At 62.2% G+C, this 23,699-nt stretch carries 22 protein-coding genes; 14 read left to right on the forward strand and 8 right to left on the reverse strand.

Going from position 1 to position 23,699, the window contains the following annotated elements:
• Positions 1-91: 91 nt before the first annotated feature.
• From CABTHER_RS13745 to CABTHER_RS13755, 3 genes are all read left to right on the forward strand, one after another.
• Complete coding sequence (locus CABTHER_RS13745; protein WP_014101277.1) at positions 92-286, forward strand: hypothetical protein; 195 nt, start codon at positions 92-94, stop codon at positions 284-286.
• 175 nt (positions 287-461) lie between these two features.
• Entirely contained in the window at positions 462-749 is a 288-nt protein-coding gene (locus tag CABTHER_RS13750; protein ID WP_014101278.1) for a hypothetical protein, read from the forward strand.
• A 205-nt stretch (positions 750-954) separates the two neighbouring features.
• Positions 955-1,290 carry a HesB/IscA family protein gene (locus CABTHER_RS13755; RefSeq protein ID WP_014101279.1) on the forward strand — a complete coding sequence of 112 codons (336 nt, stop codon included), beginning with the start codon at positions 955-957 and terminating at the stop codon, positions 1,288-1,290.
• Between the two features lie 121 nt (positions 1,291-1,411).
• On the opposite strand, the gene CABTHER_RS13760 is transcribed toward CABTHER_RS13755, so the two are convergent.
• The 5 genes from CABTHER_RS13760 to CABTHER_RS13780 form a co-directional block, all read right to left on the reverse strand.
• A complete protein-coding gene (locus tag CABTHER_RS13760; RefSeq protein ID WP_014101280.1) occupies positions 1,412-1,906 on the reverse strand; it encodes a tellurite resistance TerB family protein in 495 nt (164 codons plus the stop codon).
• Positions 1,907-2,066: 160 nt separating this feature from the next.
• Positions 2,067-3,938, reverse strand: coding sequence for a serine/threonine-protein kinase (locus CABTHER_RS16240; RefSeq protein WP_014101281.1), 1,872 nt, complete (start codon positions 3,936-3,938; stop codon positions 2,067-2,069).
• A 41-nt stretch (positions 3,939-3,979) separates the two neighbouring features.
• Entirely contained in the window at positions 3,980-5,356 is a 1,377-nt protein-coding gene (locus tag CABTHER_RS13770; RefSeq protein WP_014101282.1) for a thermonuclease family protein, read from the reverse strand.
• A 90-nt stretch (positions 5,357-5,446) separates the two neighbouring features.
• Positions 5,447-6,199 (reverse strand): esterase family protein, encoded by a 753-nt coding sequence (locus CABTHER_RS13775; protein ID WP_041570004.1) that lies wholly within the window; start codon positions 6,197-6,199, stop codon positions 5,447-5,449.
• 126 nt (positions 6,200-6,325) lie between these two features.
• Complete coding sequence (locus CABTHER_RS13780) at positions 6,326-7,828, reverse strand: DUF4388 domain-containing protein (protein WP_014101284.1); 1,503 nt, start codon at positions 7,826-7,828, stop codon at positions 6,326-6,328.
• Positions 7,829-7,997: 169 nt separating this feature from the next.
• Here CABTHER_RS13780 and CABTHER_RS13785 point away from each other — a divergent pair, with 169 nt between their 5' ends.
• Positions 7,998-8,393 (forward strand): phosphomannose isomerase type II C-terminal cupin domain, encoded by a 396-nt coding sequence (locus CABTHER_RS13785; RefSeq protein ID WP_014101285.1) that lies wholly within the window; start codon positions 7,998-8,000, stop codon positions 8,391-8,393.
• 48 nt (positions 8,394-8,441) lie between these two features.
• On the opposite strand, the gene CABTHER_RS13790 is transcribed toward CABTHER_RS13785, so the two are convergent.
• A complete protein-coding gene (locus CABTHER_RS13790; protein ID WP_041570005.1) occupies positions 8,442-9,908 on the reverse strand; it encodes a nicotinate phosphoribosyltransferase in 1,467 nt (488 codons plus the stop codon).
• Positions 9,909-10,020: 112 nt separating this feature from the next.
• Between CABTHER_RS13790 and CABTHER_RS13795 the strand changes: the two genes are divergently transcribed.
• The 7 genes from CABTHER_RS13795 to feoB all read left to right on the forward strand — a co-directional run bounded on the left by CABTHER_RS13795 (position 10,021) and on the right by feoB (position 17,324).
• Positions 10,021-10,515, forward strand: coding sequence for a DUF427 domain-containing protein (locus CABTHER_RS13795; RefSeq protein ID WP_014101287.1), 495 nt, complete (start codon positions 10,021-10,023; stop codon positions 10,513-10,515).
• Positions 10,516-10,547: 32 nt separating this feature from the next.
• Complete coding sequence (gene sctT / locus CABTHER_RS13800; RefSeq protein WP_014101288.1) at positions 10,548-11,390, forward strand: type III secretion system export apparatus subunit SctT; 843 nt, start codon at positions 10,548-10,550, stop codon at positions 11,388-11,390.
• A 70-nt stretch (positions 11,391-11,460) separates the two neighbouring features.
• The gene (locus CABTHER_RS13805; RefSeq protein ID WP_081464958.1) at positions 11,461-13,881 is read left to right on the forward strand and encodes a hybrid sensor histidine kinase/response regulator; all 2,421 of its coding nucleotides are present in this window, start codon (positions 11,461-11,463) and stop codon (positions 13,879-13,881) included.
• Positions 13,878-14,522 (forward strand): protein-methionine-sulfoxide reductase heme-binding subunit MsrQ, encoded by a 645-nt coding sequence (locus CABTHER_RS13810; protein WP_014101290.1) that lies wholly within the window; start codon positions 13,878-13,880, stop codon positions 14,520-14,522. The genes CABTHER_RS13805 and CABTHER_RS13810 overlap by 4 nt, the downstream gene beginning before the upstream one ends.
• 110 nt (positions 14,523-14,632) lie before the next feature.
• Positions 14,633-14,902, forward strand: coding sequence for a FeoA family protein (locus CABTHER_RS13815; RefSeq protein WP_014101291.1), 270 nt, complete (start codon positions 14,633-14,635; stop codon positions 14,900-14,902).
• Positions 14,899-15,126 (forward strand): FeoA family protein, encoded by a 228-nt coding sequence (locus tag CABTHER_RS13820; RefSeq protein WP_014101292.1) that lies wholly within the window; start codon positions 14,899-14,901, stop codon positions 15,124-15,126. The genes CABTHER_RS13815 and CABTHER_RS13820 overlap by 4 nt, the downstream gene beginning before the upstream one ends.
• Positions 15,127-15,131: 5 nt before the next feature.
• Positions 15,132-17,324, forward strand: a complete 2,193-nt coding sequence (gene feoB, locus CABTHER_RS13825) for a ferrous iron transport protein B (RefSeq protein WP_014101293.1) — start codon at positions 15,132-15,134, stop codon at positions 17,322-17,324.
• Positions 17,325-17,330: 6 nt separating this feature from the next.
• On the opposite strand, the gene CABTHER_RS13830 is transcribed toward feoB, so the two are convergent.
• Positions 17,331-19,652 carry a heavy metal translocating P-type ATPase gene (locus CABTHER_RS13830; protein ID WP_014101294.1) on the reverse strand — a complete coding sequence of 774 codons (2,322 nt, stop codon included), beginning with the start codon at positions 19,650-19,652 and terminating at the stop codon, positions 17,331-17,333.
• Entirely contained in the window at positions 19,652-19,852 is a 201-nt protein-coding gene (locus CABTHER_RS16820) for a cation transporter (protein WP_041570007.1), read from the reverse strand. The genes CABTHER_RS13830 and CABTHER_RS16820 overlap by 1 nt, the downstream gene beginning before the upstream one ends.
• Here CABTHER_RS16820 and CABTHER_RS13840 point away from each other — a divergent pair.
• Genes CABTHER_RS13840 through CABTHER_RS13850 form a run of 3 tightly spaced genes read left to right on the forward strand, consistent with a single transcriptional unit; the run spans position 19,851 to position 23,695 of the window.
• Positions 19,851-21,950 (forward strand): thioredoxin-like domain-containing protein, encoded by a 2,100-nt coding sequence (locus CABTHER_RS13840; protein WP_187288445.1) that lies wholly within the window; start codon positions 19,851-19,853, stop codon positions 21,948-21,950. The genes CABTHER_RS16820 and CABTHER_RS13840 overlap by 2 nt on opposite strands.
• A gap of 36 nt (positions 21,951-21,986) precedes the next feature.
• The gene (locus CABTHER_RS13845) at positions 21,987-22,883 is read left to right on the forward strand and encodes a carbon-nitrogen hydrolase (RefSeq protein ID WP_014101297.1); all 897 of its coding nucleotides are present in this window, start codon (positions 21,987-21,989) and stop codon (positions 22,881-22,883) included.
• Positions 22,884-22,891: 8 nt separating this feature from the next.
• Positions 22,892-23,695 carry a beta galactosidase jelly roll domain-containing protein gene (locus CABTHER_RS13850; protein ID WP_187288446.1) on the forward strand — a complete coding sequence of 268 codons (804 nt, stop codon included), beginning with the start codon at positions 22,892-22,894 and terminating at the stop codon, positions 23,693-23,695.
• Positions 23,696-23,699: the final 4 nt, after the last annotated feature.

A 23,699-nucleotide genomic window follows, 5' to 3' on the forward strand; every position in this document is an offset into this window, starting at 1 on the left:
TGGCGTACAGGCCGGACGTGGTATGGTTTGAGCGTCCCCAGGAAATGAATGCACGTCGGTGTCACGCGCAACCGAAGTCTGGAGAACTCACATGTACTGGCTCATCAGCTTCCTGCTGCTGCTGTATCTCGCCGTTGGGATTTACACCTTCATCCAGGCGCTCAAGATGCCGGGCAACCTGGTCGCCGCAGCCCTGGCCGGTGCGTTCTGGCCGCTGTTCTGGCTGGTCGGGAAGCAGGAAAGAGAGCGACGACTGGGCGGCAGGCGGGGCGGCTATCTGCCCTGAGCCAGTGGGTTATTCCACAGCCGTGGCGCGGTGTCACAGCAGGACCGGTCTGACTGCTTTGCCAGACCGTTGTTTACCACAACCGGCCATGCCAATGAAGGTTTCGCCCAACACCCATCATCGTGTATGCTCCTGACAGGCATTCACCTCCCTCGCGTTTACGGAGAAGTCTCACATGAGTTCGACTGAAGGCAATTTCTCAAATCTTCCCCTGTCGGAAAAAGTCTTCCATCTGCACCAGGTTGGCGTCGAAACCACGCTTTCGGTGCTGAAGTTCATCCCAAGCCTCCCGTTCAAAGGGCTTGATGCCATTGGCGAACTGACGGCGCTGCCCGTCTCTGCCATGCGCGGCATCATGGCGGGTTTGTCTGGGACGCCAGCCACGACGGATACCGCTGCACCAGCCGCCAAGAGCGCGGCCAGCGAGGAGCCAAAGCGCATCGTCCTCACTTCAAAATCTTAGCGAAGGCTTGGGAGTGTTCCCCAGGTCGATTGCTGCACCCCAGCGTAACGGAAGGGACAGGCTGCCCCCAATCCCACACGTTGCCGGGGTTCGGCCGGTTTTTTCTCTCAAAGCTGTGTCGGGAGCGTTCGTTGACACAGTCGGCTGAAATTCAGTAAAGACCAATCAGGTCACCGAATCTCTATTTTGGATGAGGCGTGCGGTCATGATTTTTTTGACAGCCAAGGCAGTTGAAGAAGTAAAGAAGTTTATGGCATCCGAAAACATTGGGGCAGAAGGCGGATTGCGGGTCCGCGTCATGCCTGGCGGGTGCTCAGGCTTTCAGTACGGACTCGACGTGGAAGATGCCCCACGTGAGGATGATGAAATCATCGTCCACGAAAGCAACGGCGGCATCCGCCTGTTCGTGGACCCCTTCAGCGGGCAGTACCTGGAAGGCGTGGAAATTGACTATGTGTCGAGCGTGATGGGTTCAGGCTTTACGTTCAAGAACCCCTCGGCAACCGGCTCGTGTGGCTGTGGTTCTTCGTTCACGGTATAGCGCTGAACCGGCTTCCACAACTGCGACAAAAAACATCAACCCAACATCAGGCTCAAGTGCAAAAGCGCCAGGGAAGTTACCTTGGCGCTTTTTCTGCTGCGGGCAATCTGTCCAAGAGGTTTCAAAGCTTGGCGATAATTTCCCGACCGCGCTGTTCAATGGCTATGCTGTCGAGCGTCCACTGGATAAAATCGCGCGCTGCGTCGGTGTTCAGGCCAAACAATCCGGCAATTTCAACGAGCTTCAAACGCTCCTCGTCCGCCAGGTGACCATCTGCGACGGCCACTTCAACGCAGGTCTGATACAACGCCCGGCGCAGGAGCGGGTTGGTAACAGGCTTGATGACTTTTTCAATCGGCGATGGACCCGCAAGCTCGGCTTCGACAGCCGCTTTGACATCGTCATCGAGAATGGAAAGACCAGTCTGGTGAATGAGTCCGTAGAGCATCACGCGCTCTTCCTCGGCTACTTTGCCATCGGCGGCTATGATGTTGGCCACACCGCGCACGAAGGCCAGCAACTCTTCCCGTGGAAAACCAGCAAAGGGTTGGTCATCTTTCGGGACTTCATTTGGGTCCTCCGTTGAAGGTACGTCAGGGGTCGTGTTGTCTTCCATAATCGGAAGCCCCTCCAGGCATTCAAGAGATTCGGCTCACCGAGCACCAGGGTCAAAGCCCACGGGAAAATACTTGACCCACAACACCCGAAACAAGGCATTTTCGTCCGGCGTGAGAGGGTAAGCCCATTACAACCAGACCTGGCACCAGACATTGGTGTTATAACCCTGTGCAGTCGCGAAACCGGCTCTCCGCCCGGCGGGTATCGCGCCAGGCACCTTCCAGCAGCGAGCGGTCACGTCCAAGTTCCCGCCGTTCTGATTCGGCAAGCCGGTCAGGAGGCTGGGACATATCGAAATCCCTTCGCGCAAAGGCATTTCCCAGGTTGCGGACCGAAACACCGTAGTTGTGCAGGGCATCCCGAAGCTGCTGGTAGCGCTCTCCCAAAGTGCGGTACTCTGCTGCGCATGTGTCTGGCGTCGTGGCGCGCGACCACTTTTCAGCGGCCTGCGCCACCTGGCTTTCAGCCATCTCAACCCGCTGGCGATGTGAGTCAATGGCTGCCGGATGCAAGGTGGTCGCCTGCTGCAGTTCACGCAGCAGTGGGTCTTCCTGCCCATCCAGCGCAAGTGGTTCAACTGCCTGGTAAACCTGTTGTGAGACCTGGTCAAAGCGGGTGCGCAGCGCATCAGACACTGACGCCGATACCGGAGAGGGGGCTTTGTCCGTTACAGAGGGAGAGGAGCCTCCATCAGTTGCACTGGAAGTTTCAACCCCTGAACCGGCCGCACGACCCTTCATGAGATACACCCCTATCCCCAGCAACAGCCCAACAACCAGCAAAGCTGCTACCGCTACAGCCCACACGGGAATCCCCAACCGTGAAGGCGAGGGGGCGGCATCGGGTGTGGCATATCCAGTCGGGGGAGGTAGAGCGTCCCGGTGGGCCGTCTGGCTCAGGGTGAGCGTCCTGGAGACCAGCGATGGCTGGTCTGGGCTGCCAGCCGCAGGAAGCGTTGGAGACAGCCCGGAGGGACGTGTCGGCGACACCCGTGAAGTCGTGATATTGCCCGTTGCTTCAGCGATGCCGGGCGGCGTTGTGGATGGCGGAGTGGGCAGGGGCGTATCGAGCACCGCCGCGATGAGGTCGGTCCCGCTGCCGAGCAACGGTGCGCTCGTCTCTCCAATCAGAGTGCCCTGCCGTGCCGCCCGGAAGCCAGCCAGAAAATCCAAAGCCGTTGCGGGACGCCCGTCCGGCTTTTTGGCCAATGCCCCAATGACAAAGGCCTCCAGCGACTCCGGCAGCTCCGGCGCGTGCGTCCGCAGCGGCGGCGGCGGCGCTGTCAGATGCATGGAAACAATTTCACCAATTGTCTTGCCCTGAAACGGCAGTACCCCGGTCAGCATGCGATACAGAATCACGGCCAGACTGTAGAGGTCAGCGCGGGGATCAATGTCGCCGCCGTGAATAAACTGTTCCGGGGAGGCATAGAGCGGCGTTCCGATGGCCTGGCTGACCTTGCCGACGCCCTCATCCAGCGATTTGGCAATCCCAAAGTCGAGAATTTTGACCTGCTCGGTCGGCTGGCCCGCTCCGACGAGGGCAATGTTGGCCGGTTTGAGATCGCGGTGCACCAAACCCGACCGGTGGGCATAGTGGAGGGCATCGCAGATTTGACTCAGGATGCGCTCAATCCGGTCAAGCGGAAACTTCCTGCTCCGCTGGAGTTCATCTTCAAGCGTTGGCGACTCCAGCAACTCCATCGCCATGAAGGGTGTGCCATCCGGCAGGGTGTCGGCATCGGTGACGGAGATGATGTTGGGATGAGACAGTCCGCCGGAAATTCTGGCTTCCCGGTGAAAAGCCTCCGCAATGGTCGTATCCGCCGCAGCAACGTCAGGCTTGAGCACCTTGAGCGCCAGGCTGCGGTTGATTCCCAAGTGCTGGGCCAGATAGACAATGCCCATACCCCCAATGCCCAGCACCGCATCCAACCGATACTTGCCGTTGATGACGGTGCCCACCAGGTGATAGGGGTCAGACAGGTTTTGACGGCGTGGGTTGGACATCTCAGCCCTCGGAATGACCATGGGCCGGCAGCAGGTTCACGCCCGGCGCGCCCCCCACCAGCTCATAGTGGGAATCGAAAAATCTTTGTCGCCCTGGTATCCGTGAACTGGATTTCCCGGATGCCACTACTGCGCAGCAGCGGTAGGTTGCCGCCTTCACTGATGGACAGGGCACGATACAACTGCCCGGCCGTCGGTTCGTCAATCGAGTCATGCATAATACGCAGAATATCCTGTGCGTCGCCAACCAGCTCAATCCGCGCGCCAGCGCGTCCGAACTGCTCATTCATAAGCCTGACCAACGAAGCCCGAACACGGTCGAGGGAGACCGTCCGTGGAATGTCACTGCGCCAGCGCGGCCCAAGCTCCCGGATGCGGGCATTGTCGCGTGCCGTCACCATCTCCATCTTGTATTTGTAGTCGTAGTCAATATCCACGTCAGCAATGCCCCGCGCCACAATCTGCAGGTTCAGCAGGGCACCATCCGGCAGGAAGGCATACACCAGCAACCGTCCCTCCCGGTCGCGGTGGCCACGGGCGGCATTGACCGGATCATACTCAAAGCGCAGGCGCTTGCCCTGCACCAGTTTGACGGTTTCAAGCCGGGCCGCTTCACCAGCTTTGGCGGTGCTGTTCTGCACCCCGATGAGGGAAACCAGCCCTAACGTCGGCACATCGAGTACCGCACAGCTTTCAACCCGTATGTCACTGTAGGTCGCTTTAGGGTCAAGTTCCGGGGCCAGGGGCGCAGTTGGTACCCCGGACACCGACGGACCCAGGGCGCTGCCGCTTATCTCACGTCCCGTCGTGGCCATACCAGATGCTGCCTCAGAATACCCACCATCAGCCGGAGCTTCCTCTTTCTCTGGAGGCATAAAGGCCGGTTCTTCATAGACACGCCCTTCGCGCTTGGCGATGGCTTCGGGTGATTCCGTAGCCTGCGCCCAGACGCCCAACCTGGCCTTCCGGGCCTGATATTCCGCAGCCAGCAGAATGTTTTTCGTCCGCACGTCAATAAAGTGCTGGCTGAAGTAATAGGCATCGCCATCGCGCAGGATTTCGGCATTGAGCAGCTTCCGGCTTGGCAGCAGGTAGATGTAGGACAGTTGCCGCCCATACTTGTCCCGGTGTCCCAGATCGAGGTTCTGGTTTTCAAGCCAGACCTCAACACTCTTGCCCAGAACGAGCTGCCGAACTCGTTCCCGCGCCTGTTCGGCCGCCGGCCCTGAAGGAGGGGCGAGGATGCCAATCAGGCGTACAATCGTCCCATCTTGCAGCACAACGGTATCACCGGTCAGAACCTGCTTGATGGTTGTAATCTTCGTTGAGGTTCCCGTTGCCACCTGAGCCGCTACCGGCAGAGACAGCCACCCGGCGATCAACAGCCCCAGCGACGCAGCGACGCAGGGAAACCTGCCTGAAATCCAACGCTTCACCATGGATGCAAACCTCACTTGGGCAGAACACTGCCACGGTTGGTTGGCGTCACGGCCTGTCACCGGGAGTAAGGGAGACAGCCGCCGGCGCCGTCACTTCGGACCATAGGCATGAAAGAGGCGTGGCACATAGAGGTCCAGCATGCGCCGCCACCACGGCCAGTCATGATTGACATCATAGCCCCACAGATCGAGCGAGTGCGGAATCCCACGGCTGTACAGCACCCGTGACAGGTCACGCGACCGCTCCGGTGCCTCATAAGCCCCCTGCCCTGAAATGATGTGAATATCCGTATGGTACCGCAACAACGGCAGGAAGTAGTCGTCGTTCAGATTCTGCAGGTACTCAATGGGGTTGTTGAAGTACACATCATCGTTGTGAAACCCATCACACCACGGGCGGATGTCATACGAACCGGACATCGCGATCAGGGTGTCAAAAAGGTCTGGATTTCGGAACACGGAGTTAGCCGCGTGGTAGGCACCAAAACTGGCTCCAGTCGCAGCAATCTTGATAGGCGAGCCACCACAGTCGCTGCGGATAAATGGGCATACTTCACGAGCAACATAGTAACTGTAGGCCGTTTGGCGCGCTGCCCGCTGGGCTGGATGCAGGTGCTCGTTCATCCAGCTTTCACGGTTGATACTGTTGATGGAGTAGATTTTGACAATCCCGGCATCAATGTAGGGACGCAGTACATCAATCACCAGAAAACGCTCGTATTCCTCAAAGTCGGCCGCCGCCGTGGGGAACATCAACAACGGCTTGCCATAGTGGCCATACACGGCAATCGGCATTTCCTTGCCAAGGTGTGGACTAAACCAACGGTGGACTTGTTTACGCACAGATGTATGAGTCTCCAGGGGAAAGATGAATGGGACGGGATGAAGCGGATTTGGGCGCGACGATACCATGAAGCCACACCGATGTGCAGGCTGTTTTGAACCCGGTTGTGAGCCGCGCTGGTGTGACTAAAGCCGGGCTGGAGCCGGAACGAGCAGGCCTTCACGGCGCAACTCAACCACCATCTGCATAGACTCCAAATCCCCCTCCAGCGACTGTAAGCACTCCCGGAAGGTGCGCTGCCCGTCAAACAACGCCTTGAGAAAGCTGATTTCCGAAGCAAAATCCTCCGGGACCACCAAAGAGGCAAAGGTGTCACTCACGATGTATGGACGGTCCAGGTCCGGCTCGGCATCGAGCAGGGACTGGGTTTCGTCATAGCGGCGGACAGCTTCCAGCAAAAGCTGCTGCGTTGTCAGGCAAATCTGGGCTGGGCGTTCCACAGGAGTGCTCCGAAAGGAAAACTCACCGCGCACCCAGCCGATGACGATGTACACCACGCGCGCCCCCTGGTACGACGCCAGCTCAGCATCCAGAATTTGTCCCTCGCGGATGTATATCCGCGCCTCGCGCCCGGCGGCAGTCACCTTGAGCAGCCCGGTTTTACGCCCCCCTTCAATGATTTGGAGCACTTCAGGCAGGGAGACTTCCTGAAGCCTGCCGCGAAAATCGGCATTGGGTTGCAGCCGACGCAACAGGTTCTTGACACGAAAGGTCAGTTCGACGGCACTGAAAGGTTTGACCCAGTAATCCTCGACGCCCCGCTCAAAAGCGGCCAGCCGCTCCTCCGGCTGTCCCTTGGATGACAGGCACACGAAGGGCACGTCCCGGAGCGTGGGATGCCGGCGCGTCCAATCGAAAAACTGGCGGCCATCCATCCGGGGCATCAGCAGGTCGCAGATAATGAGTGAGGGCTGGTGTCGCAGCGCGACTTCCTGCGCCGCCTCGCCATCCTCGGCCGTGAGTACGGTGCAGCCCAGGCGGCGCAGACACAGATTCAGCACTTCACAGGTGCCCGGCTCATCATCCACCACCAGAATGGTCTGGTCAGGAAACTGCTCCCGGTGTTCGGAGCTGAATGACCGCTCCCCGCCAGGGTCCAGCCATGTACCACGCGCTCCCTGGGCCCATTCCTGCCGGTTGATGTTGACCAGATCAACGAGTTCCTTGCGGTACTTGGCATCCTGCTCGCCCAGCGGCGGCAGAGTTTCGACATAGCCACGGGCTGCGGCCAACTCGTGGTGGGTCAGAAGAAGTTCGACGACCTGTTGTGCGCGCTCAAAAGCATCACTGTAGCGCCCCAACTGGATCATCAGTTCCACCATCAACCGCAGAAGCCGCAGGCGTTCGTCGCTGGTGGCCAGGCGCTCCGCGCGCCGGAAGTAAGCCAACGCCGTCTCAGGATTTCCCTGCAACCGATAGAGTTCCCCAATGCGACAGAGCAGGTCCACCGCCTGCCGGCTCTGACCGGCCTGCTGATAGGCATCGCTCAACTGCTGCATCAGGAAAGTGTCTTCCGGGGCAGCCGCCAGTTTCCGCTCCAGTTCCTCGATGTCGTGTCGCTGGCGGATGTCGGCAATGAGTCCAACGACCTGTTCGCGCATCGAGCGAACCTTGTCAAACAGGCCCATGCTTGAACCGCTCCGTGGCTTTCAGCTAGGTTTCCCGGCGGTATGCAAGTCTAGCACAGGCCCCCGGATGGGAAACCAACGCCCCTGCCATCCAAAACGCCCGGACGAGTTTATTGAACGCTGTATTCAAACCCCAACGGCATAGCCAGACATCACATGACCAGACCTCATGAGTGACGTGATCCCTGCCATTGAACATCCACGCGGGTTGGAACGCGCGTTGGAATACGACCGGCGCCCCTGGGGGCAGTATGTTGTTCTCGACGAAGGCCCAGGTTACAAGGTCAAACGCATCGAAGTTCTGCCGGGCCGGCGCATGAGCTACCAGAAGCACACGCGGCGGCATGAGCACTGGATCGTGGTGCAGGGACGCGCCCAGGTGACACTCGACGGCCACGAACACCTTGTCCACACCGGCGAAGCCGTGGATGTGCCGGTAGGCGCAGCGCACCGCATTGCCAACCCGGATGACATCCTGCTGGTGCTCATCGAAGTTCAACGTGGCGACTACCTGGGCGAAGACGACATCATCCGGCTTCAGGACGACTACGGGCGCGCAACCTAGCGACACGACCGGCAGCCACGGCAGCCTGTCCACTGTCCCTGGCTTCGGCTAGTGACCACCGTTGCGCGCCTGCAGAATCAGCCGCATCTTCAGGTCGTAGAGGGATTGTTCCAGCCCTACCGGGTAGATGTGCGGATTGACAAACCGCTTCAGCCCCGGCGCCAGCCGGGCCAGCCCTGATTGCGCCCGCTGCCGGACGGCTTCCAGGGACGGCATCCCATACACACACTCACCGCGCCGAAAAACCGGCACGAGCAGGTCTTCGTACGTCGCCTCAGCCGGGATGCGCTTGCGCCGGGTCGGATCGAGGGGGTCAATAATGACGCACCCGGAAGCCGGCGGTGAGGGAAGGTCATAGATGGCGTCGCCGATGAGTTCGCCATCCACGCTGTAGCGCCGCACCTGGTGAATACCCGGCGTCGAAATCTTGATGGACTGCTCCGACAGCTTGATGCAGTAGCGCCAGGAGTCGTCACCACGGTCACGCAGCGCCGTCAGCTTATAGACGCCGCCCAACGTCGGCTGGTCGTAGCCGGTCACGAGTTTCGTGCCCACGCCCCACACGTTGATGCAGGCTCCCTGCTGCTTGAGGCTGTTGATGATGGTTTCATCGAGGTCATTGCTGGCAACGATGCTGGCGTCCGGGAAGCCGGCGGCATCGAGCATTTTGCGCGCTTCGATGCTCAGGTAGGCCAGGTCTCCCGAATCAAGCCGGATACCGATCATTTCATGGCCCTGCTCGCGCAGCCAGCGGCCAACCTCGATGGCATGGCGCACGCCTTCGAGCGTGTCGTAGGTATCCACCAGAAAGACACAGTTGTTGGGCATCGCCGCCGCATAGGTGCGAAATGCCTCCAGCTCGTCGCCAAAGGACATCACCCAACTGTGGGCATGCGTGCCGCGTACCGGAATGCCATACACCTTGCCAGCCAGGACGTTCGAGGTCGCCGCACAGCCGCCGACATAGGCCGCCCGGCTGGCCGACAGCCCCCCATCCGGTCCCTGCGCCCGGCGCAGCCCAAACTCGATGACCGGTTCCCCCTGCGCCGCCAGGCAAATCCGCGCCGCTTTCGTGGCGATGAGGGTCTGGAAGTTGATGATGTTGAGAATGATGGTTTCAAGCAGTTGGGCCTGCACGAGCGGCCCCGTCACCCGCACGAGTGGCTCGAAGGGAAAGACAATCGTGCCTTCGGGGATGGCGTCGATGTCGCACACCAGCCGAAAGTCGCGCAGCGTCGCCAGAAAGTCAGGCTCAAACAGCGGCTGACCATCCCGCCCCGGAAGGCTGGCCAGATAAGCCAGGTCACTGTCATCAAAAGTAGCTTCTACCAGCATTTCGATGAGCGAGTGCAGCCCACAGGCAATGGTAAAGCCACCGTCGAACGGGTGCCGGCGGAAAAACATCTGGAAGACAGCTTCTTTTTCGCCGCGCCCCGACTTCCAGTAGGCTTGCGCCATGGTGAGCTGATACAAATCGGTCAATAATAGGGACGGAACGGGCCGTGTCGTCGGCATACGGTTCAACTCTCCATCGCGCTGTCAAACTCCTGACTGTGCCAGCAGGGGCTGTAACTGTTCCGCGTTGGCCTCCGTTTGGCAAGCCATTCTTTCCTGTACGCTAAGGCTTATGCTTCCAAAACCCATTCCGCCACAACCCGGACAGGAATCCGTCTGGGACTATCCGCGCCCACCCCGGCTGGAACGCACGGCGAAGCGGCTGCGCGTCGTCTTCGCCGGCACAACCATTGCCGAAACGACCCAGGGCTGGCGCGTCCTCGAAACGAGCCATCCGCCGGTCTATTACTTTCCGCCGGCGGACATCCTTCCTGATGTCCTTGTGGCCACGCCCCGCACGTCCTACTGCGAGTGGAAAGGCATGGCTCAGTACCACAGCGTACGGGTCGGACAGCGGATCGCACCGGATGCGGCCTGGAGTTACCCGCGGCCGACGCCTCCGTTTGCCCCCATTGCCGGTTACGTCGCTTTTTACGCTGCTGCCATGGACGCCTGCTACGTGGACGATGAACTGGTCGTCCCCCAGCCGGGCGGTTTTTACGGCGGCTGGATTACCAAAGACATCGTTGGGCCGTTCAAAGGCGTTCCCGGCTCGTGGGGCTGGTGACGCGCCAACTTGTGAGGGCCGGCGCATGAGGTATGACGGACCCGATTGGCTTTATTGATGCACTGTTGCGCCTGCTCGACGTGCAGGTGTCGGTCGCGGCGCTGCTCGTGCTGGGCGGACTGGTCTTTGCCCGCATGCTGGCCTTTGTGACCGTCGTGCCCTTTTTCGGCGGACAGAGCGTGCCCAACCAGATCAAGGTCGCCGAAGCCGTGGCGTTCGTCCTGCTCATCGTGCCGGGCCTAAGCGCCAGCGTGCCGGAACTTGCCCTGCGCGGCGGGCCCTTTGGCTTTGCCATTCTCGTCATCAAGGAAGTGGCCGTGGGGTTTACCCTGGGCTTTGTCGCCTCGCTGGTTTTTGAGGCCATTCAGGTTGCCGGGCGCATCATTGACGCGCAGCGGGGCGCGATGATGGGCGAGATGCTCAACCCCATGCTTCAGGAACAGGTCTCCGAACTGGGGCAGTTCAAGCTTCAGGTGGCTATTGTCATTTTTCTGGCGCTGGGCGCGCACCGGTTGGTCATCGAAGCCCTGTTTCGCAGCTTTGAACTCATCCCCGTGACGGACTTTCCCAAGCTGGGCACGGGCCTGTCGCCAGCACTGACCAGCATCATCCTGCTGACAGGTGAAATCCTGACGCTTGGCGTCCGCCTGGCCGCGCCTGCCATGGCTGCCCTGCTGCTGACCGATGTGTTTTTCGGACTCATCAACCGCGTTGCGCCGCAGTTCAACGTGTTCTTCCTCAGCATGCCGGTCAAGATGGCGCTTGGTATTTTCATCGTCATGCTGTCGCTGGCCATCTATGCCGAACAGTATCAGGCGGCTTTCAGGGAGGCACTGCAAGCCTTCGAGGTGCTGATGCGGCAGCTTGCGCCGTAGGTTACTATGGCGGATTACAGTCCCCCCAGATACACCCGGCCTGCCTTCACTGCCGCACACCTTGCCCGTTATGCCTTCCGATCCCTCCTGGACTCCCGACAGTGCGGCTCTCCAACGTAACCTGGCACAGGTGCGGCGGCTTCGGGGGTTGTATGCCGTTCTGCTGCTGACGCTCACGGCTCTGATGATTGCCGGGCAGGTTGCCGTACAGACCTTCATTCACCGGCAGCGCGACGACGCCCGCATCATCAACATTGCCGGTCGCCAGCGCATGCGCAGCCAACGGCTGACCAAGTGCCTTCTGGCCTGGCAGGTCGCAGCGACGCCAGCGGAACGCCAGGCTTACCTTGACGAACTGCGGGACACCCTCAAGCAGTGGAAAGCGGCCCACCAGACGCTCCAGGATGGCAACTCCGAAACCGGCCTGACGGCGTGCAGCACGCCGGCCTCCCGTGCGGCCCTTCAGTCCACCCTGCCCCACTTCAACGCCATGGTCAGCACGCTGGAGCAGGTGTTGGCCACGACGGATGCCACGGGCCTGCCCCGCCCACCCACACCGGAGCAGGTTCAAACTGTCCTGAAACACCAACGGCTGTTTCTGGCCAGGATGGAAACCGTCGTTGATGAACTCGAAGCCGGATCGAATGCGTGCCGCGTGCAGGTGCAGGTCTTCGGGTGGGTCTGGCTGGGCGTGGTGCTGGTCATCTTCACTCTGGAGGGGAATTTCATCGTCCGCCGGGCGCTGAAACAGACGACCGCCGTCATCCGTGAAATTTCGCTGGCGCGCGACCGTCTGGCCAGCCTCAACCGGCGGCTGGAACAGGCCCGTGATGCCGCCCAGGCCGCAGCCCGCGCCAAATCAGCTTTTCTGGCCAACATGAGCCATGAGATTCGCACGCCGATGAACGGCGTCATCGGCATGTCCAACCTGCTGGCCAGCACGCCGCTTTCCGGCGAACAGCGCGAATACCTGGAAACCATCCGCTCCAGCGCCGAGAGCCTGCTCGTCATCCTCAACGACATTCTGGACTTCTCGAAAATCGAAGCCGGCGCGCTCCACATCGAGCAGACGCCGTTTGATCTGCGTGAGTGCATTGAAAGCACACTGGATGTCATTGCCGAACCGGCCAGCCGCAAGCGGCTGGATGTGGCCTACCTCATCGAAGACAACGTCCCGACCACGATTGTCAGTGACCCGACACGCTTCCGGCAGGTGCTGCTCAACCTGCTCAGCAACGCCATCAAATTCACCGAGCAGGGCGAAGTCGTCGTGACGGTCAGCGCCGAACCACTCGACGATGACGAGCCAAGCCTGACCAAACTTACCGCCAACGACCGACCCCGGCGCTACGAACTGCGGGTGGATGTGCGCGACACCGGCATTGGCATCCCGCCCGAAGCCCACGGCCGGGTGTTTCGGGATTTCGAACAGGCAACGGAAACGACCTACCGGGTTTATGGCGGCACAGGTCTGGGACTGGCCATCTCCAAACGCCTGGTCGAAATGCTGGGCGGCAACATCTGGTTTGAAAGCGAAGTCGGACGGGGGACGACCTTCCACTTCACCCTACCGTGTGAATCCGCTCCCAACCAGCCACGGGTGTACGTCCGCGGCTCGCTGCCCGAACTCGAAAACAAAATCGCCCTCGTGGTGGATGACAACGCGACCAACCGGCACATTCTGGAGTACCAGCTTCGCGCCTGGCACGCCCTGCCGCTGATGGCAGCGTCGGCCGCCGAAGCTCTGCACTGCCTGCAACAACCGGGCACCAAAGTGGACATCTTCATTCTCGATGTGCAGTTGCCCGACATGGACGGTCTGACCCTGGCCAGAGAAATCCGCAGGCAACCAGCCTATGCCCGGACGCCGATTCTGTTTTTCGGTTCAACGATGGAAGAAAGTCTCAAGGCGCAGCTCAGCACGTTTGCGCCGTCCGCGATGATGCCCAAGCCCATCCGTCTGACGCGCTTTCAGCGCCAACTGGAAGAGCTGCTTGCACCGCGTCCCGAACCAGCGCCCAGCACGCCCCAACCGCTGTTTGATGCCACTCTTGGGCAGCAGCATCCCCTGCGGGTGCTTGTCGTCGAAGATAATGTCGTCAACCGGAAGCTGGCTGTGCGGATGCTCGAAAAACTGGGGTATCAGCCCGATACCGCCTCGGATGGCATCGAGGGGGTGGAAGCCATCCTGGGCGCGGTCGCCTGTGAAAAACCCTACGACCTGGTCTTCATGGACGTACAAATGCCGGGAAAAGACGGACTGGAAGCCGTCCGGGAAGTGCGGGCGGCACTGGCGCCAGATATGTGTCCACGCTTCATCGCGCTCACGGCGGCGGTGCTGGAGGAAGAACGCCGCGCCGCCTTTGCCGCCGGCGTGGACGACTACCTGGGCAAGCCCTTCACGATCCATGATCTGGTGGCGGCCCTCCAGGCCACATCGCCGCTGGCCCGACGCCACCGGGCCAAATCCACCGGGGAGCTGATCGGTTGAAGCCATCCAATCCAAAACCGACGACAGCAACGTTGTTTGACCCAGCCTTTGCGCAGCGGCTGGTGCTGCTCAACGGACTGTTTCCGCTGGCGCTGTGCGGATGGGACGGATTCCTGGGCCAGCTTGGGGCAAACCCGCTGGAGTTCATCCTCCGCCTGACCGGTGGGCTGGCGCTGGTCTTTCTGACCCTGACCCTGACAGTAACCCCCCTGGTGGCTTGGTTTGGTCCGCCCTGGCTCATCCGGCTGCGGCGCACGCTGGGACTGCTGGCGTTTTTCCATGCCAGCCTGCACTTCACGGCTTATGTCTGGTTCGACAAGATGTTTGACCTGGCGGCCGTGGGTGTGGATGTCCTGCGCCGGCCGTTCATCCTGTTCGGCATGCTGGGTTTTCTCGTCATGATTCCGCTGGCGGCCACATCCACCAACCGGATGATCAAGCGGCTGGGCGCGGCGCGCTGGAAACGCCTGCACCGCCTGACCTACGTGGCAGCCGTGGCTGGCGTCATCCACTTCTACCTGTTTGTCAAAGCCGATACGACCATGCCGCTGGCCTTTGCCGCCATCGTCGGCCTCCTGCTGGTCTATCGCTGGTTGCGGGCGCAGCAGATCACCACGCTCGGCCTCGACGCCAGACGCTGACGGCATCTGGACGGAACAACTTGAAAACAGTTTTCATTTCACTTACGGTTGACGGCTGCCATGGTGGCCTCCGGCCACGTGATGCCGACGACCGAGGTATGCCCTGACCTATGAAACGCTGGCTTGCCGCCTTACGCCCTTCCTCGGCAACTTCCGCCACACCCCAAACCCTGGCCGATGTCCCGGCCGGCGAGCGCGTGCGCGTCCGGCGGCTGCTCGACATGGACGGCGCGGAAACCCTGCGGGAGCGCGGGCTGTGTGAGACTTCTGAAGTGCGTGTCATTGCGGACGGCGATCCGCTGGTGTGTTCCGTGCTCGGCGTACGGATGACCCTCAACCGCCATACGGCGCAGGGCATTCTCGTGGAGCGCCTGCCATGACACTCGATGCCCTGGCCATCGGTGCGACGGCCCGCGTCGAGCGCGTCCGGGGCGGGCGGGCCGTTGCCCAGCGCCTCCAGGAAATGGGTCTGACGACCGGCGTTGTGGTCAAACTCATCCGCATTGCCCCGCTGGGCGATCCGCTGGAAATCGAGCTGCGGGGCTATCGGCTGTCGCTGCGCAAGGACGAGGCCGCTGCCATTGAAGTCTCCCCAGGTGAGTAACGTTCGTGAGTGACGAAACACCTTCCCGCCGGCTGGCGTTGGTCGGGAACCCCAACTCTGGCAAAACGACGCTTTTCAATGCCCTGACGGGCCTGCGCCAGAAGGTCGGCAACTATCCGGGCGTCACGGTCGAGAAAAAGGAAGGCCGCCTGACCGTCGGCGAAACGGAAGTCACCCTCATTGACCTGCCAGGGGTCTATAGCCTTTCAGCGCGTTCGCTGGACGAACGCATCACGCGCGATGTCGTTCTGGGACGACAGACCGACACGCCGCCGCCGGAGGGCATTCTGGCCATTGCCGATGCCAGCAACCTGGAACGCAACCTGTACCTTGTCACGCAGGTCATGGAACTGGGGCGGCCCGTCTGGCTGGCGCTCAACATGATGGACCTGGCAGAAGCCAAAGGTCTCGTCTTCGATCTCGACCGGCTTTCCCAGGGATTGGGAATTCCCGTCGTGCCCATCGTCGCCAGCAAGGGCATCGGGCTTGAAACCCTGCGCCGGAAACTCGTCGGGCCGTTGCCTGCGGTACCCACCCGGCAGTGGCGACTCCCGCAGGTCATCGAAGCCGAAGTTTCGGCACTCGCGGAACAACTGCGCCAGCGCCGGTGGGCAACGGATGCCGCCGCCGAAGGTGAAGCCATCCGGCTGCTGCTCAACGAGCCGGCCGAAGACGACACGCCGCCACCGGCGGACATCCAGGCGGCTGTTGCGGCGGCGCGGGAACGGCTGGAAGCCATGGGCATCGAGTGGTGGAGCGCCGAGGCCGAAGGGCGCTACGGCTGGATTCAAACCCTGTGCCGGGCGGCCATCCAGCAACCGGGCCAGTTTCAACGCACCACCAGCGACCGGATTGATGCCATCGTCACGCATCGCCTGTGGGGGCCGGTACTGTTTGCCGGCCTGATGCTGTTCATCTTCCAGAGCATCTTCACCTGGGCGCAGGTGCCGATGGATGCCATCGGCTGGATGATGGACCGGTTGGGCGCGCTCGTCCGGGAACGTCTCCCGGCCGGCGAACTCAACGACCTCGTGGTGGACGGCGTCATTGCTGGCGTTGGCGCGGTTGTTACCTTCCTTCCGCAGATTCTCATCCTGACCCTGTTCATTGCCCTGCTCGAAGACACAGGCTACATGGCGCGGGCGGCGTTCATCATGGACCGGCTGATGCGCCGGGTGGGACTCAGCGGCAAGTCGTTCATCCCGCTGCTTGGTTCCTTTGCCTGCGCCATTCCGGGCATCACGGCGACGCGCACCATAGAAAACGCCAAAGACCGGCTGGTGACGATTCTCATTGCGCCGCTGATGAGCTGTAGCGCGCGGCTGCCGGTCTATGCCCTGATGATTGGGGCCTGTTTTCCGGCCGACCGGCGGCTGTGGGGGGTGTTTTCCCTGCCCGGCGTCGTGCTGTTTGCCATGTATGCCCTGGGCATCCTGGCGGCGCTGGCGATGGGCTGGCTTTTCAAGAAAACCCTGATTCGTGGAGCATCGCCACCGCTTATTCTGGAACTGCCCCCATACCGGCTGCCTTCCCCACGGACCGTCCTGCTGACAATGTTTTCCGCCGGCGGCCAGTTTCTCTACCGCGCCGGGACGGTCATCCTGGCCATCTCGATTGTCCTGTGGTTTCTGGCAACGCATCCCCGGTCGGTGGCACTCAGCCGGGACTACGCCGCTGAGCGCGCAGCCATTACCCAGACCGGGCAGATGTCCAGGGAAGAAGCGGCCGACCGGCTTCAGGTGCTCGAACGGCTCGAAAAAGCCGAACGGCGGGAACGCAGTTTCATCGGGCAGGCCGGCAAGCTCATCGAGCCGGTCATTGCGCCGCTGGGATTCAACTGGAAAATCGGCGTCGGCATCATCTCGGCATTTGCGGCGCGGGAAGTGTTCGTGGGAACGCTGGCTATTGTCTATGGCATCGGCGATGACGAAGACGCCGCTGGCAACCAGGCGCTGCATGCGGCGCTGCAAGCCGACCGTCACGCGGATGGGCGGCCGGTGTTTTCGCCTCTCGTGGCGGTGTCGGTGATGGTCTTTTTCGTACTGGCGATGCAGTGCATGTCCACGCTGGCCGTCGCCTGGCGGGAGACGAACAGTTGGCGCTGGCCCGTGGTGATGTTTGCCTACATGACGGTGCTGGCCTACGTCGGCAGCCTGCTCGTCTATCAGGGAGGCCGGTGGCTCGGCTTGGGACAGTGACCCCGATCAGGGAAGCGGGGCGGCAACGGCCCGCGGCCGCCATTTCAGCAGCCGCAGCGCATTCGTCAGCACAAACAGGCTTGACAGCCCCATGGCCGCGCCGGCCGCAACAGGTGAAAGTTGCAGACCGAACGCAGGGTACAGTACGCCTGCCGCCACCGGGATGAGCACGACGTTGTAGGCAAAAGCCCAGAACAGGTTTTGCCGGATGTTGCGCATCGTCGCCCGCGCCAGATCGCGTGCCTGCAGAACGCCGACCGGATCACCGGACATGAGAATCACATCTGCCGCCTCGATGGCCACATCCGTTCCGGTGCCCAGGGCAATGCCCACGTCGGCAACGGCCAGCGCCGGGGCGTCGTTGATGCCATCCCCGACAAAAGCCAGCCGCCCGCGCTGCCGAAGCCTCCGCACGATGTCAGCTTTGTCGGCCGGACGCGCCCCGGCAAACACCTCATCAATCCCCAGGCGGGCGGCAACCGCCTGGGCCGTTGCCGGATGGTCGCCCGTGACGAGGACGACTTCAAGCCCCTGGGCGCGCAGGTGGGCCACAGCCGCGGCCGCCGTTGGCTTTATCTCATCGGCTACGGCCAGCACCGCCGCCAGGCGACCATCCAGCGCCGCGTACATGGGCGTTTTCCCGGCGCGCGCCAGTTCAGCGATGACCGGCGCGCCGGCTTCAGTCGCCACGTTCAGATGCGCCATCAGCCGGTCGGTGCCCACCGCCACGTGATGCCCGGCCACCGTTGCCGTGACGCCCTGCCCCGGCAGCGCCGTGAAGTCGGTTGGCGTCGGCAGCGGCAGGCCGCGCGCCTCGGCCTCCGCCACGACGGCCCGGGCAATGGGATGCTCCGAAGGCTTCTCCACCGCCGCCAGCCAGCCCAGCAGGTCGGTTTCCGACACTTCCGGCGGCAGGTCACAACCGTGCAGGTCAGTCAGCCGAGGGTGGCCGGCCGTCAGCGTGCCGGTCTTGTCAAAGACGACCACCCGCAGTTCGTCCAGCATCTGCAGGGCGCTGCCCTTGCGAAAGAGAACGCCAAGCCGTGCCGCCTGGCCGGTGCTGACCAGAACGGAGGTCGGCGTTGCCAGTCCCAGGGCACAGGGACAGGCAATGATGAGAACGGACACGGCGTTGACCAGAGCCAGCTCAAAGGTTGCCTGCCACCACCAGACACCGAACGTGACCAATGCCACGCCGAGAACCGCCGGTACGAACCACCGTACCACCCGGTCGGCGACATCCTGAATGGGCGGCTTGGACCCTTGCGCCGCCTGCACCAGCCGGACGATGCCCTGCAACACGGTCTCTGCGCCGACGCGACTGGCGCATACCACGAGATAGCCCTGGCCGTTGACCGTTCCGCCGATGACCTCCGCACCAACGGTCTTATCCACCGGCAGCGGCTCGCCGGTCAGCATGGACTCGTCCACGAAAGAAGCGCCTTCCACAACCGTCCCATCCACGGGGATGCGCTCGCCGGGACGCACGACGACTTCATCACCCGGATGGATCAGCGCCACCGGCAGCTCGAAGGTCTGCCCGCCGCGCCTGACCTGGGCCGTTTTTGGCTGCAATGCCAGCAGATGGCGAATGGCCGCGCCCGTTCGCCCCCTGGCGCGCGCCTCGAAATACCTGCCCAGCAGTACCAGTGCCACGACGGTTGCCGACGCCTCGAAGTACACGTGCGCCGTCCCGGGCGGAAAGGCCGCCGGAAAGCACACAACGGCGACGGAGTAGCCGTAGGCCGCCGTCGTCCCCAGCATCACCAGCGTGTTCATATCCGGCGACCAGACGCGCGCCGCAGCCCAGCCAGCGCGGTAAAAACGCCATCCCGGGCCGAACTGCACCAGTGTCGCCAGCAGCAGGCCGATTCCGCGCCACGTACCTTCATCCAGGACGGCCAGCCGGGCATGATGCAGCGCCGGGATGAGCATCGGCAGCATCTCCAGGGCAAACAGCGGAAGCGCCAGCAGCCCGGCAACAAGCGCCTGCCGGCCAAGTTGACGCAGCTCCAGCATCGCCGCCTCATCGGCCGCTGTCTCATCTTCGGTCGCTGTCGGTGGGACGACTTCGTAGCCGGCCTTTTCAATGGCGGCATGCAGGGCCGGCAGGTCGGTCATCCCCGGCTGGAACGTCACCACGGCCTGCCCGGCAGCCAGACTCACCGCCGCCGCCGTTACGCCCTCCACCCGCCGCAGCACGCGCTCGATACGGCTGGCGCAGGCAGCACATGTCATGCCGTTGATGCCGATGACGGCCGTTTCAATTTCGGCCGCCGGTGTCGCTGGGTTTGACGACGCCGGTGCAGCAGAAGTCAGCGGCAGCATCACACCACCTGAAAGCCGGCGTCCTCGACGGCTGCCGCAATCTGCGCCCGGTTGACGGTTGCCGGGTCATAGGCCACGGCGGCGCGCCCGATTTCCACCCGCCGCACTTCGACGCCGGCCAGCGACCGCAGCGCCGTCTCGACCGCCTGTATGCAGTGGCTGCAACTCATGCCTTCAATTTCGATGGTTTCTTCGTGCATGGCTTTCACTTCCCCGGATGTACTTCCGGCCTTGTCAGACCGGCGGCGGCACAGCACCATGCGCCGCATGAAACGCTTGTGGCTGGTATGTTGTATCACGCTCCTGGGCTTTGTTCTGCCGATGCTGCCCGTCGCCCTGCCGGCGGCCGCGTTTTCACCGATGCCGGATTCACCTTCCCTGTCTCGTCCGACCCTGCAAATGGGCCCGGTCCGCGCGCCCGAACTGGAAGGCGGCATGGCCTGGTTCAACGTTCCGGGCCCGCTGTCGCTCGCCCAACTGCGCGGGAAAGTCGTCCTGCTCGACTTCTGGACCTACTGCTGCATCAACTGCCTGCACGTCATTCCCGACCTGAAAGCCCTTGAAGCCAAATATCCCAACGAACTGGTGGTCATTGGCGTGCATTCGGGCAAGTTCAAGACCGAAAAGGAAACGAACAGCATTCAGCAGGCCGTCGTGCGCTACGACATCCGGCATCCCGTCGTCAACGACGCCAACTTTGCCATCTGGAATGCCTATGCCGTTCGCGCCTGGCCGACGCTGGTGCTCATTTCGCCGGATGGCTACGTGGCCAGCCGCTACGCCGGCGAAGGCCACCGCGAGGAACTCGACCGCGACATTGCCGCCCTGATTGCTGAAGCCCGGAAAAAGGGAACGCTCAAGCTGGACCCGGTTGAAATCACACCGCGGCCATTCCAGGAAACCGACAGCCCGCTTCGCTTTCCCGGCAAGGTGTATGCCGACGCCGCCAGCCAGCGGCTGTTCATTGCCGACACCAACCACCACCGCATTGTCGTTGCCGGCTTCGACGGCAAGGTGCTCGACACCATCGGCTCCGGCGCACCCGGCACGCGGAACGGGCCGTACAACTTTGCCGAGTTTCAGTATCCCCAGGGCATGGCGCTCGATGGCGATTTCCTGTACGTCGCCGACACGGGCAACCACCTCCTCCGGCGCGTCAACCTCAAAACCAGGATGGTTGAAACCGTTGCCGGCACCGGCAAAAACGAACGCAGCCGGCAGACCGGGCCAGGAACGAGTGTCGGCTTGAGTTCCCCGTGGGACCTGGCCATTCACCAGCGCACCCTGTTCATCGCCATGGCCGGCGCGCATCAGATTTGGCAGTACAACCTCGATACCGGCGTGGTTGGTCCTTATGCCGGCACAGGCGCCGAAGGACGGCAGGACGGCACACTGGAGACGGCTGTTTTTGCCCAGCCGTCGGGGCTGTCCACCGACGGCAAGCGGCTCTACGTGGCCGACAGTGAAATCAGCGCCGTGCGGGCCATCGATCTGGCAACGGGGCAGGTGACAACGCTGGCCGGCGGCGATCTGTTCGACTTCGGCGACACCAACGGCAAGGGCGAAAATGCCCGGTTCCAACATCCTTTGGGCGTGGCGGCCGCCGAGCGCAAGCTGTATGTCGCCGACACCTACAACCACAAACTGCGCACCATTGACCTGCGCACGCGGTTCGTCTCGAACCTCATCGGCAGTGGCATGCCGGGGCTTCAGAATGACCTGCCGGCGCTGTTTCACGAACCCGGCGGGCTGTCCTACGCCGCCGGAAAACTGTTTGTCGCCGACACGAACAACCACGTCATCCGGCTTGTGGAGTTTGAGCCGACGCGGGTAAGCACCTTTGCCATTGACAAACTCACGGCCCCGACGCCCATCAAACTCAAGGATGACGCCCTGCCCAACGAAGAGCAGATTGGCGTCCCGACCCAGCGCCTCACGCCCGGCGCAGGTGAAATCGTCGTGGACATCCAGCTTCCGCCGGGCTTCAAGTACGCGCCCACGGCCGAGCAGCGGTACTTTGTCAGCATCGAGGCCGGCACCGAAGGCCTGACCATTCCGGCCAAGGCCATGGCGGTCACGTCGTCCAAGCTGCGGTTTCCCGTCAGTATCCCCTACACGGTGACGGCCAACGGCATGGGCGCGTTCGATGTTGTGGTTTCCGTCACCTTCTGCAAGGAAGGCAACGAAGGCTTCTGTTCGGTGGCCACCTACCGGTTTCACGTGCCGTTTATCGGGCGGCCCAAAGGCAGCACCAAGCGGCCCGTCCTCCTGAAATCCATTCCCCCGCCGACGCCATAAGTCGTGCGCCCTGAGTTACCAACTGAGTTACCAACGATGAAAGTCCAGCCATTTACGATTGGCCTCGTGCAGATGCGGTGCGCTGCCGACCGTACGGAAAATCTCGACCGGGCGGCGCACTTCGTCCGGGAAGCGGCCGACCGGGGCGCGCGGGTGATCTGCCTGCCCGAACTCTTTCAGTCGCCCTACTTCTGCCAGATGGAGGACACGGCGCTGTTTGACCGCGCCGAACCGTTCGACGACAGTCCTTCCCTGCGGGCAATGCAGGCTGTGGCGCGGGAGACGCGGACGTACCTCTTCGTGCCGTTTTTTGAACGGCGGGCGGCCGGCCTCTACCACAACAGCGTGGCGCTCGTGGATGACCGGGGCGACATCCGCGGGCTGTACCGCAAGATGCACATTCCCGACGACCCGGCCTACTACGAAAAGTTTTACTTCACGCCCGGCGACCTGGGCTTCGTCGCCTTCGACACGCCCTACGGACGCTTAGCCTCGCTTATTTGCTGGGATCAGTGGTTTCCCGAAGGCGCACGGCTGGCGGCGCTGCGCGGCGCGACGGTGCTGTTTTATCCCACGGCCATCGGCTGGCATCCCTACGAAAAGGAAACCCACGGGGCCGCCCAGCGCGACGCCTGGCGGACGGTGCAGCGTGGGCATGCCATTGCCAACGGGATGTATGTCGCGGCGGTCAACCGGATTGGCTTTGAACCGTCGCCAACCGATGAGCTGGGCGGACTGGAGTTCTGGGGCAGTTCCTTTGTGGCCGACCCCCAGGGCGTGATCGTGGCCGAGGCGCCGACGGATGAAGAAACCATCCTGCTCGCCGAGGTCAACCCCTCCCGACTGGAAGACGTACGGCGCAACTGGCCCTTTCTGCGTGACCGGCGCATTGAAGCCTACGACGGGCTGACCCGGCGCTTTCTCGATTCGTGATGCAAAGCATGTGGCGCAGGGGTTGGCTGGCGGGCTTCTGGGTGCTGTGGCTCGTCTTTTCGGGTGTGGCCCAGCCGGAGACCCCGCCGGAGACGTCGCTCTCCCTGGATGAACCGGTGAAGCTTTCTGTCTGGAAATACCGGCCGGGTGATGATCCGCGCTGGGCGGACCCCAACCTGGATGACCGGGACTGGAAGGTGCTGCACCTCGACACCCAGGCTTTCACCGAAGCCGGGTGGCGCTCCGGGCCCGGCTGGTATCGCACCACGGTGGTTGTTGCCGACCAGTCCCCGTTGGGTCTCCTGGTCGCCCATGCCATCTCGCACTCCGCCTATGAAGCCTATGTCAATGGCCACAAGGTCGGCCAGCTTGGCCGCCTTGCGCCGCAGCCGTCGTTCCCCAATGGCTTTACTTATGCGCCGCTGCGGATTCCGGCGGAAGCTTACGGTGGTCAGAACCGGCTCGTCATTGCCATTCGGACGTGGGAAAAGCTGAGTCCGCCGCTGGTCAGAGGGGGGGCATTCTACGGCGCCCAACTTGGTCATCCTGACCGGCTTGACCGCGATCTGCAGAAGTTGCGCGCTGAACGCATGCAAAGGGATATAGCGCGGGTGGCCACGGCCCTGACCATTGGCTTTTTCGCCGTCTATCATCTGTATCTCTACTTCAGCCTTTATGTTTACCAGGGGAGAAGCAGTCAGCGGGAATACCTCTGGCTGAGCCTGTTTGCGGCCGGCTACGCCCTGAACTCGCTCTCGCTCGCCAATCTTTTGCTGGAGCCGGACTCTAGCTTGCCGTATAGTACGCGATAGTGTA

Origin of the sequence: Chloracidobacterium thermophilum B (assembly GCF_000226295.1) — a bacterium.
GTDB classification, from domain to species: Bacteria; Acidobacteriota; Blastocatellia; order Chloracidobacteriales; family Chloracidobacteriaceae; genus Chloracidobacterium; species Chloracidobacterium thermophilum.

Excerpts from the sequence above, each read along its gene's own strand:
- CABTHER_RS13830 (WP_014101294.1), bottom strand. The coding sequence starts at position 19,652 with ATGCTGCCGCTGACTTCTGCTGCACCGGCGTCGTCAAACCCAGCGACA.
- CABTHER_RS13790 (WP_041570005.1), bottom strand. The coding sequence starts at position 9,908 with ATGCCGACGACACGGCCCGTTCCGTCCCTATTATTGACCGATTTGTAT.
- CABTHER_RS16240 (WP_014101281.1), bottom strand. The coding sequence starts at position 3,938 with ATGGTCATTCCGAGGGCTGAGATGTCCAACCCACGCCGTCAAAACCTG.
- CABTHER_RS13745 (WP_014101277.1), top strand. The coding sequence starts at position 92 with ATGTACTGGCTCATCAGCTTCCTGCTGCTGCTGTATCTCGCCGTTGGG.
- CABTHER_RS13755 (WP_014101279.1), top strand. The coding sequence starts at position 955 with ATGATTTTTTTGACAGCCAAGGCAGTTGAAGAAGTAAAGAAGTTTATG.
- CABTHER_RS16820 (WP_041570007.1), bottom strand. The coding sequence starts at position 19,852 with ATGCACGAAGAAACCATCGAAATTGAAGGCATGAGTTGCAGCCACTGC.
- CABTHER_RS13850 (WP_187288446.1), top strand. The coding sequence starts at position 22,892 with ATGTGGCGCAGGGGTTGGCTGGCGGGCTTCTGGGTGCTGTGGCTCGTC.
- CABTHER_RS13760 (WP_014101280.1), bottom strand. The coding sequence starts at position 1,906 with ATGGAAGACAACACGACCCCTGACGTACCTTCAACGGAGGACCCAAAT.
- CABTHER_RS13770 (WP_014101282.1), bottom strand. The coding sequence starts at position 5,356 with ATGGTGAAGCGTTGGATTTCAGGCAGGTTTCCCTGCGTCGCTGCGTCG.
- CABTHER_RS13845 (WP_014101297.1), top strand. The coding sequence starts at position 21,987 with ATGAAAGTCCAGCCATTTACGATTGGCCTCGTGCAGATGCGGTGCGCT.
- CABTHER_RS13840 (WP_187288445.1), top strand. The coding sequence starts at position 19,851 with ATGGCTTTCACTTCCCCGGATGTACTTCCGGCCTTGTCAGACCGGCGG.
- CABTHER_RS13820 (WP_014101292.1), top strand. The coding sequence starts at position 14,899 with ATGACACTCGATGCCCTGGCCATCGGTGCGACGGCCCGCGTCGAGCGC.
- CABTHER_RS13805 (WP_081464958.1), top strand. The coding sequence starts at position 11,461 with ATGCCTTCCGATCCCTCCTGGACTCCCGACAGTGCGGCTCTCCAACGT.
- CABTHER_RS13785 (WP_014101285.1), top strand. The coding sequence starts at position 7,998 with ATGAGTGACGTGATCCCTGCCATTGAACATCCACGCGGGTTGGAACGC.
- CABTHER_RS13780 (WP_014101284.1), bottom strand. The coding sequence starts at position 7,828 with ATGGGCCTGTTTGACAAGGTTCGCTCGATGCGCGAACAGGTCGTTGGA.
- CABTHER_RS13815 (WP_014101291.1), top strand. The coding sequence starts at position 14,633 with ATGAAACGCTGGCTTGCCGCCTTACGCCCTTCCTCGGCAACTTCCGCC.
- sctT (WP_014101288.1), top strand. The coding sequence starts at position 10,548 with ATGACGGACCCGATTGGCTTTATTGATGCACTGTTGCGCCTGCTCGAC.
- CABTHER_RS13795 (WP_014101287.1), top strand. The coding sequence starts at position 10,021 with ATGCTTCCAAAACCCATTCCGCCACAACCCGGACAGGAATCCGTCTGG.
- CABTHER_RS13750 (WP_014101278.1), top strand. The coding sequence starts at position 462 with ATGAGTTCGACTGAAGGCAATTTCTCAAATCTTCCCCTGTCGGAAAAA.